Origin of the sequence: Streptomyces sp. NPDC006711 (assembly GCF_042869775.1) — a bacterium.
In the GTDB taxonomy this organism is placed as follows: domain Bacteria; phylum Actinomycetota; class Actinomycetes; order Streptomycetales; family Streptomycetaceae; genus Streptomyces.
In genome coordinates this window covers 551,425-565,026 of sequence record NZ_JBIAGO010000001.1, presented here as the reverse complement: position 1 = coordinate 565,026, position 13,602 = coordinate 551,425, and the positions used below count along the sequence as shown (strand labels likewise).

The window sequence follows — 13,602 nt, the reverse complement described above, 5'->3', positions numbered from 1 at the left end:
CTGGGGTAGGTCTGGCCCTACCCCAGGTCTCGCTCAGGCCGTACTGCGTCCGGGGCGGCTTTCGCGGTTTCGTGGAGGACCGACGAGCCGAGGAGCGGATACTGGTGGGGCACCACATGAGCAACGACGCGATCCGATTGCGCTCCCTGACCCGGCGGTACAGGTCGGGCGGTGCGTCCGTCACCGCCCTCGACCAGGTGTCGCTGGCCTTCCCGACCGGGACCTTCACCGCCGTGATGGGCCCCTCCGGATCAGGCAAGTCGACCCTGTTGCAGTGCGCCGCGGGCCTGGACCGGCCCGCGTCGGGCTCGGTCACCGTGGGCGACACCGAGCTGACCGGGCTGAGCGAGACCAAGCTGACCCTGCTGCGCCGCGAGCGCATCGGCTTCGTGTTCCAGGCGTTCAACCTGCTGCCCTCCCTGACCGCCGAGCAGAACGTGGCCCTGCCCCTGCGGATGGCCGGCCGCCGCCCCAGGAAGACCCAGGTGCGCGAGGTGCTTGACCAGGTCGGACTCGGCGACCGGACGCGGCACCGCCCGACGCAGCTGTCCGGCGGCCAGCAGCAGCGGGTCGCCCTGGCGCGCGCCCTGATCACCCGTCCCGACGTGCTGTTCGGTGACGAGCCGACCGGCGCACTCGACTCGGGGACCAGTCGCGAAGTGCTGACCCTGCTGCGCGGCATGGTCGACCGGGACGCCCAGACGATCATCATGGTCACCCATGACCCCGTCGCCGCCTCCTACGCCGACCGCGTCGTCTTCCTCGTCGACGGCCGTGTCAACGACGAGCTGATCGGCGCCTGTGCCGAGGACATCGCGTCGCGCATGACCAGGCTGGAGGCGGCGCCGTGCTGAGCACCGCGCTGCGCACCCTGCGCACCCGCTGGGTCACCTTCGTCGGCAGTTTCGTCGCCCTCTGCCTGGGCGTGGCGCTGATCGCCGTGATGGGTCTTGCCCTGGCGTCCTCGCTGGACGCACCCGGCCGGGGGCCGGAGCGGTTCGCCGCCGCGCCGGTCGTGGTCAAGGGCCAGGACACCCTGGTGGTGCCCACGTCGATCGGCGAGCGCACCCGCAAGCTCGCGCAGCCGCGTGCCGTGCCCGACGACGCGGTCGCGAAGCTGCGCCACCTGGGGACCGTCGTCGAGGACCGGTCGTTCGCCGTGCGGTGCGAGGGCGGGCCCGCCGATCTGGTGGGCCATCCCTGGTCCACCGCGGCCTTCGCGCCGTACCGGCTCGACGCGGGACGCGCGCCCGAGGCCGCGGACGAGGTCGTCGTCAGCGGTGACTGGGCCCGTCCGGGGGCCCGGGTGCGGACCGACGCCGGCACCGTACGCGTCGTCGGCACCGTGGCCGCGCTCGGCTTCGAGAACGCCGTGTTCTACACCGACCCCCGCGCCGCCGAACTCTCGCCGCGCAGCCTCCAGCTCGTGGTCGACGCCGATGCGGCGGCCGTGCGCGGGGCGGTGCGCGGCAGCGAAGGCGTCCAGGTCCTCACCGGGGACGCGCGCCGGTACGCCGACGCCGACCCCGACCGGGACAGCGAGGCCCTGGCCGCGATGAACGCCATGTTCGGCACGGCCGGAGGCGTCACCGGGTTCGTGTCGGTGTTCGTGGTGGCCTCGACCTTCGCGTTCGCGGTGTCCCAGCGCCGCCGCGAGTTCGGGCTGTTGCGCACCGCCGGGGCGACCCCGGGCCAGATCCGCCGCATGGTCGTCTCCGAAGCGCTCGCGGTCGGTGTGCTCGCCTCGGCCACCGGCTGTGTACTCGGTTCCTACGGGGCTCCCCAGCTCGCCGCGTGGGCGGTCGACAAGAACCTTGCGCCCCGCTGGTTCACCATCGGCGACTACACCTGGCCCTACCACATGGCGTTCGGGGCGGGCCTGTTCGTGGCTCTGTGCGGCGTGCTGGCCGCGTCCTGGCGGGCGGGGCGCACCGGTCCCACCGAGGCCCTGCGCGAGGCGGCGGTGGACACCCGGCCGATGACATGGGGCCGTTGGCTGTTCGGCGCGGCCCTGCTGATCACCGCCGCGGTCACGCTGGCCCTGGCCCTGGCGACGGACCCGGGCGGCCTGCTTCAGCGCAAGACCTATGTGAGCCGGCCCATGCTGCTGATCACCGCGGTCGCGCTGCTCGCGCCGGTGCTGGTGCGGCCGCTGGTGAGGCTGATCGCCTGGCTGCCGGCCCAACTGCCCGGCGCAGGCGGGATGCTGGTGCGGGAGAACGCCGCCGCCGGGGTGCGCCGCACCGCCGCCGTCGCGGCGCCCGTGCTGGTCACGGTCGCGCTGGCGGGCTCACTGCTGGGCGCCGCCGCCACCCTCAACGAGGCGAAGGCCACCGAGGTGCGCGAGCGGACGGTCGCCGACTTCGTGGTCACCGCGCCGGGCGCCGCCGGCTTCGACGGGGCGACGCTGAAGCGGCTTCGGGCCGTGTCCGGAGCCGAGGTTTCCGTGAGTTCGTCGAGCGCCGTGTACGTCCTGGAGGACGGCGTGGCGCTCATCAAGTCCGATGCCAGAGCCGCCGAGCCCGAGCCGCTCGCAAGAACGGCCCGCCTCCCGCTCACGGCGGGGAAGGCGAGTGACCTGGACGACGACTCGATCATCGTCAACGAGGAGTGGCAGCAGCACACCGTGGGCGAGCGGGTGGACGTGTGGCTCGGCGACGGCACGCGGAAGTCCCTGAAGATCGCCGCGGTCATGACCACCGGCACCGGCAACAACGGCGTGTACGTCACCCCACGCAACGCCCCCGAGGCGCCTGTCGACCGGGTCGACGTACGCCTTGCGGACGGTGCCGACACGGCCACCGTGGCCGCCGGTCTGCGCCAGGCGGTGCGGGCGTCGGGCGGGGAGGTCCTTACCCCGGATGCCTGGGTGCGGGCGACGTACCCCGAGACCAACCGGACGACCCGGACGGGCTTCTTCCTGGTCCTTGGCATCGCCCTGCTCTACACCGGCATCTCCCTGGCCAACACCATGGTCATGGCGACCTCCGACCGGGTCCGCGAGCTGGCCGTGCTGCGGCTGGCCGGCGCCACCAAGTGGCAGGTGCTGCGGATGGTGGGCGCCGAGGCGCTGATGGTGGTCGTGGTCGGTGGACTGCTGGGCGCGCTGGTCGCCGGGCTCAACCTGGTGGGCATGTGGAGCGCGCTGGGTGTGCTCTCGGTGCGTACGTCCATCGAGATCCCGTGGGCGGCGCTCGCGGCGGCCCTGGGTGTCTGCGCGGTGCTCGCCGTCATCTCGGCGGTCGCTCCGGCTGGCCTCTCCTTGCGCCGCGGGGCCGTGGAGTTGGCGGGTACGCCGGAGTGACCGCTGATCGGCGCGGGCGAGATCCTGCGCCAAGTGGTGCGGCGCGGCGGGGGGTTAGGGATATGCCGGACCCCCGCCCCGGCACCTGGGTGCCGGAGACGGGGGCCGGAGTGCCCGAGCGGGGCGGTGGGTCAGTTCTTGGAGCGGCTGAAGAACTCCACCTCCGCGATCGCCACCTGCTTGTCCTTCGCCGCGCCGAACGCCGAGCGCAGGATGATGCGCGCCGATGCCGCGTTCCGTACGCGGACGTCGATGCGCTGGACGCCGCCGTCGTTGAGCGACTGGTGCGAGACGTGCTGCTTGCCGCTGGAGTCCGTGACCACCAGGTCGAACTCCTGGGGCCGGGCCTGCTCCGACTGCTGGCCCTGGCGCTTGGAGGTGCCCGGCGTGATCAGGAGCGCGAGCAGGTCCGTCGGCTGCCCGAACGTCGCCTCCAGGTAGGTGCCCTCGGCGTCGCCCGCGTACCCGGTGCCCCACCACGTGTTGGAGTAGCTGTCGCCGGCCAGTTCCGCGCCGTGCTTGGGGTCGGAGTGGGACGCCGTCCACGACACCGGGTGCGCGGCCACCCGCTTGGCGAAGTGGTCCTGCACCGCGCGGGCCGCCGGGGGACCGCCGAACACGCCGCCCACGACCAGGCCCACGACCACCAGCGCCACCAGGGCCCGCGCGATCCAGCGCTTGCGGTCGCGGTGCAGCGGCGGACGCTGGCCGGCGTACGGGCCCGAACCGGTGTCCTGGCGGCGCGGTGTCAGCGGCGTCGCGCAGCTGCGGCAGAAGTTGCGGTGCTGGTGGTTGGCGGTGGAGCAGGCGGGGCAGGGGGTGCCGTTCTCCGGTTCGGGAGTGGGCGTCGCCGTGCGGACCTTGGGACGGGCCGCCTCGGGACGGCCGGGCAGCACGGTGCCGGGCGCCTCGGGGGGCCGGGGCGCCGATGCCTCCTCCACGGGGACGAGCAGGGCGCGCGCGGCGTCCGTCGCGGAGGGCCTGCGCACCTCGGGGAGCGGGGTGGTGTCGCCGGCGGCGTCCGTGCCGGCGTCCCCGGAGGCGTTCCGAGTGGTCTCCGGCCTGGATTCCGCCCTGGATTCCGCCCTGGATTCCTCGGGGGTCCCTGCGGACGCGGCGGGGGCAGGGGGCGTCGCCGGGGCGGCCGGGGCGGTCGCGGGGCGTTCGGGCTCGGGGCGCGCGGCCGTCCGTTCCGGACGGGGCGCGGCCGGCTCGTGGCCCACCGTCGGCAGCGGGGTCGTCGTCGCCTCCGGGGTGGTCGCCGGGGACGGCTTGGCGGGAGCGTCGGGGGCGGGCGCGGGCGCGGGCGTGTCGGCCATGGGGACCGACGGGGGCGTCGGCGCCGTCCAGCGCAGGAAGGCTCCGCAGGAGTCGCAGAACGACTGGCCGGTGGCGCGGGCCGGGGTGCCGCAGTCGGGGCAGGGGACCATGGCCGGGGTGGACATGAAAGGTCAGTTCCCTTCGTGGGTAAGGGTTGTGGCGGATACCTCGGCCGTGAAAGGGAGGTGGGCGGGGCGGGCCGCCGCCACCACCGCCTGGAGGCGGTAGGGGTCGACGCTGGACGGGTCGGAGACCCGGAGGGTCACCCGGAGTGAGGCCCGGGGCTCGCCCGGGAAGGGCCCGAGCGGGCGCGCCGACCAGGACGCGCCGCCGCTCTCGGTGATCTCGGGGCGCACCCCGAAGGCCAGCTCGACGGCGCGCGCCAGGCCCTGCGCGGTGCCGCGCACCCGGTGCAGCGAGACCGCCGTCGCCACGGCGTGCCTGCGCACCTCGATGGACTCGGTGCCGTCGAGTTCCGTGCCGACCCAGGTGGTGAGCCAGTCCACGAAGTCCTCCGGCGCGAGCGCCGGGTCGAAGTAGGCCTCCAGGCAGTCGAGCACGTTGAACAGCGGGGCGAGGACCACGTCGAGGCCCGAGACGAAACGCTGGGCGAAGTCGTCGTCGGCGTACACCGCGGGCAGCTGGGTGCCCAGCGGGTGCGAGGAGCCGAGCCCTTCGATGGTGCCGCGCGCGCTCATCGGGCCTCGATCACGCGGACGCGGTGGTCGAAGGGGAACAGGAGCGCCGAGGGGGACAGCTCGATGCGGTCGGTGGCATCGCCCCTGCGGCCGGTCAGCGGGTCCGCCGGGTGCAGCAGGACCTCGTCGACCAGCTCGACACCCGGCACGCGCTGGAGCGCCGCGAAGATCTCGCCCGCGCGCAGCGGCCGCCCGAAGGGCCAGCCCGTGCCGTGGGCGCCGCCGGTCAGCGGGTCCAGGTAGGAGTAGAGCGCGTTCAGTGCCTCGTCGCGTACGTAGTCGGCCTTGGCGGCGCGGAAGGAGTGCAGGGTCGCCACCACCGTGACGCCCTGGTAGAACGGCGGGCCCACCGCGAGCCGGGTGCCGAGCGGGCGCCGCTCGTCGAGGAAGGACGTGACGCGGCCCAACAGCTCGTCGCCGGGCACCAGTTGCTCGAAGCGCAGCCGGCCGCCCCGGTCGGGCACGGCCTGGGGGACCACGAGGACCCGTACCGCGTTGTCGCCCGACTCGACGTCGTCCGCCGCCAGACAGGCGATGCGGGCCGTCTCGGGCGCGGCGCGGCGGGCCAGCTCCTCGTAGTCGCGGGCGGTCACGGCCCGCTCCTGGGCGCGCAGCGCGATCGGCGCGCGCGTCTTGGCCTCCTCGACGGTCTCGCCGTCCACACCGCCGCGCGCGGCCTCCCGGTTCTCCACGCGGGAGATGTACGGGATGGAGCTGCGCAGCACCTGGATGGCGCCCCGGGCCACGTTGCCGAAGCGGCCGCCGCCGGTGCCGTACCGCGACGCGCGGATGGCGGCGCCCTTGATCGGGACGGCGCCGAACTGCCGTACCGAGCCGTCGGGTTGGCGCACGGCGGGGCCGAAGGCTATCTCGCCCGTCGCCGCGTCCAGGGTGAAGTGCCGGTCGAAGGGGGCCGAGGAGGCGAAGTCGCCCACCATCTCCCACTCCTCCCAGCCCTCGCCCGCCGAGATCTCCAGGCGGACGCCGCCGACGACGGGCGCGTGCGCCAGCAGCAGCCGCTGCCCGGGGACGCCCTCGGAGTCGCCCAGCGACTCGTCGCGCACGGTGTCGGAGTGCGAGACGCGGGTGGTGCCGCCGATGGTGAAGGCGGAGGCGCCGCGCACGGTCGGCGAGACGCTGTAGAAGGGCTGGCCGGGGGCGGCCTCCACGACCCGGCAGCGCAGCCAGCCCGCGTCGAGGCCGCCCATCCGGGAGACGGCGTGCGCGGCCGGCATGTGCAGGATGACCTCGCCGGGGCGGTTGAGGCCACCGGTGGAGTCCTCGGCGACCTCGCACTCGGTCCAGCCGTCGGCCGTCCAGGCCTCCCACACCAGCGGGGGCTGGCGCGGGTCGACGCCGACACCGTCGACGCGGCTGTCCAGGCGCAGCGCGGCGGTGCAGTGCGGCAGCGCCGCCGACAGGCCGAAGAGCAGGACGTCGCCGGGGAGCGGGCCGGAGCTGAACACCGACACGTCGTTGCCGCCGAGCACGTCCTGCGAGCAGTCCTCCGGCTTGGACGCGGCGGGCTGGCGCAGCACGTGGGAGAGGCTGCACGGCACGATCGTCAGATCGTCCTCGGAGGCGAAGACCACCGCCTCCTCCGTCTCGGTGCGGCCGGTGGCGACCTCCGTGCCCCGGGGCAGCACGACGGGTTCGGGCTGCGGGGCCGAGAGCCAGAACGTCACCGCCGCGCGGGCCGCCGACGGCGGGAACAGGGTCACGCCCAGCAGGTCGAGGAAGGCCAGCTGGTTCTTCTCGGGCACGCGGTTGAGGCGGTAGACGACCTGGTCGGCCATGTGCGCGACGGCCTCGATCAGGGTGACACCCGGGTCGGAGACGTTGTGGTCACTCCATTCCGGGCAGCGCTGCTGGATGTAGCGCTTGGCGTCGTCGACGAACTGCTGGAAGCGGCGGTCGTCGAGGTGGGGTGCGGGCAGGGCCATCAGTGTCGTTCGCTTTCGCCGGGCGTCGGGCCTGGCTCGTCGCCGCCCTCGGAGGGAATCACATAGAAGGGGAAGACGAGGCTGCGCGGGTTGTTGGTGCCCCGCACCGAGTAGCGCACGTCGATGTGGAGCACGGTCGGCTCGTCGGGCGCCGGGGTCACCGTGACGTCCTCGACCTCGATCCGGGGCTCCCAGCGGTCGAGCGAGTTGCGCACCTCGTAGCGGATGCGTCCGGCGGTGGCGTCGTTGACCGGTGCGAACACCAAGTCGTGGACGGCGCAGCCGAATTCGGGCCGCATCGGCCGCTCGCCCGGCGCCGTCGCCAGCACCAGGCGCATCGACTCCTCGATCTCGCGGTCGCGCCGGGCCAGGGCGATGCCGCCGCCCGGCTCGGTGCGCATCGGGAAGGCCCAGCCGGCCCCGACGAAATGTTCGCTCATCTCGACTCTCCTAGAGGACCGGCATGCCGTTGGCCAGCGGGGGCCCGCCCAGGGAGTTCAGGAGCAGGCCGGCCATGCCGTTGACGATGACGGTACCGCCGTTGATCGTGGTGTTGGCGACGGCGTTGAGGACGAGCTCGCCCAGCGCGTCCACCGTCACCACGCCGCCCGCCAGGATGGCCGCCTCGCCGCCGGCCTTCGCGTTGAACTCGCCCCCCGCGTCGATGTTGACGCCCATGCCCGCGCCGATCTCGATGGCGCCGCCCGCCCTCATGTTGAGCATGCCGCCGGCCTTCAGGGACAGGTCACCGCCCGCCTCGATGTCGACGCTCCGGTTGCCCTTGATCTCGACGCTGCCGTCGCTGTCGATGGTGATCGAGGTCTTCGCCTCGTTCATCTGGATGTGCAGCCGGCCCTTGCCGGTGCGCAGCCGGATGCCGCTGGACAGCCGCGCGGCCCCGCCCTCTTCGAGGAGTTCGACGGTGTGGCCGCTGCGCCCGGTCAGGGAACGCCAGTTGATCTGCCCGCTGGTCGGGTCGACGGCCGGATAGTTGTCGGGTTCGCGGGTGTGCTTGTCGACGCCGTTGTAGAGCCCGGCGATGACGTACGGGTGTTCAAGGGAGCCGCGGTCGAAGGCACACAACACCTCGTCGTTGACCTCCGGCAGCAGCAGCCCGCCGCCGCCCTTGCCGCCGAACTGCGCGACCCTGCACCAGTCGCTCTCGTACGTCGCGGACAGCCACGGGAAGGACAGCCTGACCCGGCCCATGCGCAGCGGGTCCTTGGTGTTGGTGACCAGGGCGACCGCGACACCCGGCATGGGGGGCGCCTGGTCGGTGCCGCCCGCGGCGAGCCCGTACAGCGAACGGAACTGGCGGCCCGAGACGGTCAGCCACGTCGTGTACAGGTCGCCCGACGCGAAGACGTGGCGCACACCGGTCGCGGTGTACTTGCCCTCGAAGGGGAAGCCCGCGCCCTTCAGGGCCACGGGGGTGCCCGGCGTGAGACTGGGGTTGCCGGTGACGGCGACCTCCAGCTCGGCGAAGGAGCCCGCCACGTCGTCGGCCAGGGCCTGCGAGGCGTGCGTGACCTGCGAAAGCGTGGTGTACGGGACCTGCGTGGCGGTGAGCTCGGAGGCGCCGAAGGGCAGCGTCACCTGGCCCGGGGTCATGTCGGCGGAGATGTCCTTGCTCTGGACCGCGGGCAGGGGCGCCTGGAGCTTCTGCCGGGTGCGCATGTCCCAGCCGCGCACATTGACCTTCCTGACCTGCCCGGCCGCCGTCATCGTGGCCCGGCTGTGCAGGTTGTTCGCCCCGAAGTCCAGGACGTAGGGGCTCTGCGCGGCCGGGGTGGTGTCGGACGGGGCGCCGGACGCGGGGTCGAGCCCGGCGAAGTTGAGCTTGCCCTCGTTGTCGAAGGACAGCCGCACGTCGTTCTCGGCGGCCAGGCGCGACAGGAAGTCCCAGTCGGTGATGTTGGGCTGGGTCGCCAGGTCGTACACCGTGGACGTCGACTCGATCTTGCCGATCTTCAGGCCGTTCTGCCCGGCGATCTTGCGCACGATGTCGGATGCCGTCATGTTCGGGTAGCCCTCGACGCGGCGGTTGCGCAGCAGCCGGTGGCCGGGGTCGTAGCCGCGCACCAGCAGATGGCGGCCCACGCCGGGCTCCGAGTCCATCTCCAGGGCGGTGACCTCGCCGGTCATCATCGGCTCGCCGCGCCGGCCGTCGGTGAACGGGCTGATGACGACCTTGGCCCCGATCTTCAGCATCGGGAACTTGGTGGTGACCTTGCTGTCCTTGTCGCTGAACGTGAGCTGGAAGGCGGCCGGCACGTTGACCGAGGAGTCCACCCAGCCCTCGACGAGCCGCAGCGCGAGCTCGTTGGGAAGGACGGCGCCGCCCAGCTGGACGTGCAGGACGGTGGTGAAAGTCTTCTCGGTCACGCGGTTCCCTCCGAGGAAGCGGGCAGCAGCAGCTCGGTGCCGGGGCGCAGCCGCATCGGATCGTCGATCTCGTTGGCCTCGGCGATGACGCGCCACTGGGTGGCGTCGCCGTACTCGCGCCAGGCGAGCGAGGCCAGGGTGTCCCCGGCGACCGTGCGGTGCACCCGGCGCGCCGACAGCGCGCCCGACGTCGGGTTCTGCCGCTTGGTCTCGCTGGAGACCTCGGTCAGTGCGAGGGTGCAGGTGGCGCGCAGCGGTGTGCCGTTGGGGCTGAACAGGGTGTAGTTGGCGTTGACGCTGGTGACGTACGCGACGAACTGGACCGTCGAGAACGAACCCCAGCTGAACTCCACCCACGGCGGCGACGGCGCCTTCGCGCTGATGCTCTGCGAGGTCACCTCGCAGCACGAGAGCAGCAGCTCCACCTGGCTCTGCACGGTGTTGGAGGTGGGCGTGCCCGATGCGTCCAGGAACACCTCCAGCTGGAGCGAGGCGGGCATCGCGCCGGTGAACTTGGGCGGCGCGCCCCGGTTGTAGGAGATGGCGGGCGTGGTGATCCAGTTGGCGGAGCGGCCCATCTGCACCTGCGACGGATTGAACTGGAACTTGACCTCGCCGATCTTTCCGCCCATCGAGCCGCCCAGGTCGGTGGGCGGCTGGTGGATGGCGAGCGTGGCGCGGGACAGGCCCTTGGCGGCCTTGCCTCCGGTGGGTGCGGCCATGCTCAGGCACCTCCCGCGTCGGTGAAGCCGTGGTGGGCGATCTCCAGCGTCTCGGTGGCCACGCTCGGGCTCGCCGGGTCCAGGCTCGGACCCGTCCAGCGCACCGGAAGCACCTCCACCAGACCCCACTGCGCGACGATCGAACCGTCGGCGCGCAGCGCGGCGATCTGGGCGGTGGGCCGCGTGATGCCGGTGGCGAGCGAGGAGATCCACGACGCCACCTTGGAGGTGTCGGCGGTCAGCGGGCGCGTCAGGCGGATCGTGGAGAACGTGACGCGGGTGGGCAGCTGCCACACGAACCCGTTGTTGCCGCCCTCCTGGCGCTGCTCCACCTCGACCTCGGACGCGAGACCGTCGCAGCCGTTGAACAGGCCGAGGTTCTGGCCGTCGATGGTCAGTTTGAAGAAGACGGTGGAGCCGGGGTCAAGGGTGGTGGGCATGGGGTGGTCTTCCGTCGGTGGGAGTGGTTACGGGGCAGTCGTGGCGGGTCAGCTGTCGCGCAGCCGGCCGATCCGTTCGCGGTCGCCACGCAGCTCGGCGCGGAGCAGCCGCGACAGCGGGGCGACGAGCCGGCGCGCCAACGCGTCCATGTCGGCGGGCGGTTGGGGCTCCTCCGCGGGCACCGGTACGGCGGCCTGTGCGGTGGCCTGAGCGGTGTTCGGCCCTGGCGAGGGCTCGGCGGCGTCCCGCTGGATGAAGGCGGGCGGCGCCGGGGGCGCGGGCGCGGGGGGCGGCGGGGGCGCCGGATGCGCGCGGCGTACGGGCACGACGGGGGCCGGGGCCGGCGCGGCGGCCCGCTGCACGGACGGCTGCGCCCGGCCGCCCGAGGCGGCCGGGGTGCGCAGCGGCACGACCGGCCGGCTCTCCTCGGCGGCGGGCGCCGTCCGCTTGAGCGGTACGGTCGCGGGCGCGGCGCCGCCCACGGGGGTCGGGGCGTTCTGGTGGCGGGTGGTGAGCGGCCGGGCGGAGGCCAGCGGCGGACCGGAGACGGCCATCCGCTGCAACGGCGCGGGCGCGGGCAGCCGCACCTTGCGCAACGGGGTCGGGGGCGCGGCGGGTGCGCTGGGCGGCGCGGGCGTGGCGGGCGGCGCGGGTACGGCGGCACGTTGCACGGCGGGCTGCGCGGGGGCGGCCGGCGCGGGCGCGGGGCTCGGCGCGGTGGCGGGCGCGGCGCCCGGGGTGATGGGCGCGCCGATGAGCGGCCGGCGCCGGGTTCCGTCCGGGGCGGCGCTCTGGGTCCTGCTGACCCGCCGCACCATGGGCTTGCGCTGCACGGGGGGCGCGGGGGCCGGTGCGGGCGCGACCGGGGCGGGGGCTTGCGGCGCGGGTGCGGGCGCGGGCTCCGGCGCGGGCGCGGGTGCGGGTGCCTTGGCGGCGGGGCGCACCACGCCGACGGGGTCGAGCTGGTACGAGGGTCGCACCGGCCGGGGCGCGGAGGTGAGGGACCGCTGCGTCGCGACCCGCTGAACGGACGGTACCTGGGCGGGAGTTGACGCGGCGACCGGCGCGGGGCGCGCGTCCTCCACGGCCGCCCGCTGGACGGCGGGGCCGGACTGCGGGGACGAGGCCGCGCCGACGGGACCGCGCACGGGCAGGGCCGCGCCACTCTCGCCGAGGGTGCCGCGCTCGGCGGGCGCGGTCGTGCGGGGGCCGCCAGAGGTGTCAACAGCGCGCTGGGCAAAGGGGGTTGACGGGTCGCCGGACGGTCCACCCTCCGTCGTGCCGCCCCGCGCGACGCCGGGGGCCGGGTGGCCCGAGGGGCCGCGCGGGGGCGTCACGGCGCGCTGCACGGCCGGTGCCGGGGTGCTCGGCGGCGGGGTGGTGGGGTCGGGGTCCTGCGCTCGGCGCGGCGACGCGGCGGAGGGCGCGGGGGGCTGCCCCTGGCCCGGCGCGGGCGTGGCGGCGCGCTGGACGGAGGGAGCGGCCGGGGTGGACCCGCCGCTCGCGCCGGGCGACGGCGGGGTCGGTGACGGCGTGCTGGCGGGGCTGCCGGGCGCGGCGGCCCGCTGGATCGGGGCCCCGATCGGGCTGGTCCGCCTCGGCTCGGCCCTCCGGTCGCGTGCGGGCGTCGGGGCGGTGGCGGGGGTGTCGCCCGTGGAGGGACGCACCGGGGGCGCCGTGCGAGGGGCGTCCCCGTGCGCGGGCCGGGCGGAAGGCGCGTCGGTCCCGGCGGGCGCGGTGGGGCTCACGGGCGTACCCGGGTTGCTCACGGGGTCGATCGGACGCCCAATGGCCCGCTGTACGGGGCTGGTTGGGGCCGGGGCGGCCGGGGAGGTCGGGGCCGACGTCACGGCGGGAGGGTTCGCCGCGCGGACCGGGGGCGTGGCGGCGGACCGCTGCACGGCGGAAGGCGCGCTCGGTGCGGCGCCGGGGGTGCTGGTGGTGGCCGGACCTGAACTCGGTCTGCTGGACGCGGAGTTGGAGGGCGCGGTTCCACGCGAGGCGGAGCCCGGGTTCGCGTTCTGCGGCGTGGTGGCGCGCTGCACGGCGGGACCGTCCGACGCGGGCCGCGCGGGTCCGTCCGCCGGGGGTGCGGTGGGCGTACGGGGGTGGCCGGGGCCGGCCGGGGTGGTGTCGGAGGTGCGCGCGGGCGCGGCGGATCGCTGGACGGCCGGGGGCACGGCGGGCGCGGTGGTTGGGGCGCTGTTCCCCTGGTCCGGGCCGGGTGCGGCCGTGGGGCCGGCCGCCGGGGCGGTGCCCGGAGTGCGCGGAGGCGCGGCGGACCGCTGGACGACGGGGGGTGCGCCGGGCGTGGTCGCGGGCCTGGGCGTGGCCGACGGCGGGACGACGGGGGCAGCGGGGACGACGGGAACAGCCGGGGATGCGCCGGGCGCCGCCGGGGCGGCGCCGGGGGTGCGCGGAGGCGTGGCGGACCGCTGAACGGCCGGGGTGGTGCCGGGGTTGGTCGTGGGGCCGGTCACGGGCGTGCCCGGAGTCGCGGAAGGGTTGCCCGGTGTGGCGCCGGTCGCGGGTGTCGCGGGCCGCTGCGCGGCGGGGGCCGGGGTGGTCCCGGGCGTGGCGGACCGTTGCACGGCCGGGGCGGCGCTGGGCGTCGTGTTGCCCGGGGCGGCGCTGGGGCCGGTAGTTGGGCGGGGCGCGGGCGTGCTGGACCGCTGGACGGCCGGGGCACTGGTGTTGCCCGGGGTGGTGCCGGGGTTGGTCGTGGGGCCGGTCGCGGTGGTGCTGGACCGCTGGACGGCCGGGGTACTCCCGGGCGTGGTGTTGCCCGG

The 13,602-nt window shown here is 74.9% G+C and carries 11 protein-coding genes; 3 read left to right on the top strand and 8 right to left on the bottom strand.

The features are described 5' to 3' along the window. The first annotated feature begins 116 nt into the window (after positions 1–116). A complete protein-coding gene (locus ACFYM2_RS02450; RefSeq protein ID WP_388833093.1) occupies positions 117–854 on the top strand; it encodes an ABC transporter ATP-binding protein in 738 nt (245 codons plus the stop codon). Then, complete coding sequence (locus tag ACFYM2_RS02445; RefSeq protein ID WP_388832700.1) at positions 848–3,304, top strand: ABC transporter permease; 2,457 nt, start codon at positions 848–850, stop codon at positions 3,302–3,304. Before ACFYM2_RS02450 ends, ACFYM2_RS02445 begins: the two co-directional genes overlap by 7 nt. A gap of 131 nt (positions 3,305–3,435) precedes the next feature. Here ACFYM2_RS02445 and ACFYM2_RS02440 read toward each other — a convergent pair whose 3' ends face one another. The 8 genes from ACFYM2_RS02440 to ACFYM2_RS02405 are packed head-to-tail and all read right to left on the bottom strand — an operon-like array spanning position 3,436 to position 12,480. After that, on the bottom strand, positions 3,436–4,749 hold the full coding sequence (locus ACFYM2_RS02440; protein WP_359007650.1) for a zinc ribbon domain-containing protein: 1,314 nt from the start codon (positions 4,747–4,749) through the stop codon (positions 3,436–3,438). 6 nt (positions 4,750–4,755) lie between these two features. After that, a complete protein-coding gene (locus ACFYM2_RS02435; protein WP_350231360.1) occupies positions 4,756–5,322 on the bottom strand; it encodes a phage tail protein in 567 nt (188 codons plus the stop codon). Then, the gene (locus tag ACFYM2_RS02430) at positions 5,319–7,265 is read right to left on the bottom strand and encodes a putative baseplate assembly protein (RefSeq protein ID WP_350231359.1); all 1,947 of its coding nucleotides are present in this window, start codon (positions 7,263–7,265) and stop codon (positions 5,319–5,321) included. Before ACFYM2_RS02430 ends, ACFYM2_RS02435 begins: the two co-directional genes overlap by 4 nt. Then, complete coding sequence (locus tag ACFYM2_RS02425; RefSeq protein WP_350231358.1) at positions 7,265–7,705, bottom strand: GPW/gp25 family protein; 441 nt, start codon at positions 7,703–7,705, stop codon at positions 7,265–7,267. Before ACFYM2_RS02425 ends, ACFYM2_RS02430 begins: the two co-directional genes overlap by 1 nt. Before the next feature lie 10 nt (positions 7,706–7,715). Further along, complete coding sequence (locus ACFYM2_RS02420) at positions 7,716–9,650, bottom strand: VgrG-related protein (RefSeq protein WP_359007654.1); 1,935 nt, start codon at positions 9,648–9,650, stop codon at positions 7,716–7,718. Then, a complete protein-coding gene (locus ACFYM2_RS02415; RefSeq protein ID WP_350231356.1) occupies positions 9,647–10,372 on the bottom strand; it encodes a LysM peptidoglycan-binding domain-containing protein in 726 nt (241 codons plus the stop codon). The genes ACFYM2_RS02420 and ACFYM2_RS02415 overlap by 4 nt, the downstream gene beginning before the upstream one ends. A gap of 2 nt (positions 10,373–10,374) precedes the next feature. Continuing rightward, entirely contained in the window at positions 10,375–10,812 is a 438-nt protein-coding gene (locus ACFYM2_RS02410) for a phage tail protein (protein WP_267058993.1), read from the bottom strand. 48 nt (positions 10,813–10,860) lie between these two features. Then, on the bottom strand, positions 10,861–12,480 hold the full coding sequence (locus tag ACFYM2_RS02405; RefSeq protein ID WP_388832697.1) for a hypothetical protein: 1,620 nt from the start codon (positions 12,478–12,480) through the stop codon (positions 10,861–10,863). Positions 12,481–12,694: 214 nt separating this feature from the next. Between ACFYM2_RS02405 and ACFYM2_RS02400 the strand changes: the two genes are divergently transcribed. Further along, complete coding sequence (locus ACFYM2_RS02400) at positions 12,695–13,252, top strand: hypothetical protein (protein ID WP_388832694.1); 558 nt, start codon at positions 12,695–12,697, stop codon at positions 13,250–13,252. Positions 13,253–13,602 lie beyond the last annotated feature (350 nt).

Coding starts and splice junctions, on each gene's coding strand:
- ACFYM2_RS02450 (WP_388833093.1), top strand. CDS start 117: ATGAGCAACGACGCGATCCGATTGCGCTCCCTGACCCGGCGGTACAGG.
- ACFYM2_RS02410 (WP_267058993.1), bottom strand. CDS start 10,812: ATGCCCACCACCCTTGACCCCGGCTCCACCGTCTTCTTCAAACTGACC.
- ACFYM2_RS02435 (WP_350231360.1), bottom strand. CDS start 5,322: ATGAGCGCGCGCGGCACCATCGAAGGGCTCGGCTCCTCGCACCCGCTG.
- ACFYM2_RS02425 (WP_350231358.1), bottom strand. CDS start 7,705: ATGAGCGAACATTTCGTCGGGGCCGGCTGGGCCTTCCCGATGCGCACC.
- ACFYM2_RS02415 (WP_350231356.1), bottom strand. CDS start 10,372: ATGGCCGCACCCACCGGAGGCAAGGCCGCCAAGGGCCTGTCCCGCGCC.
- ACFYM2_RS02430 (WP_350231359.1), bottom strand. CDS start 7,265: ATGGCCCTGCCCGCACCCCACCTCGACGACCGCCGCTTCCAGCAGTTC.
- ACFYM2_RS02440 (WP_359007650.1), bottom strand. CDS start 4,749: ATGTCCACCCCGGCCATGGTCCCCTGCCCCGACTGCGGCACCCCGGCC.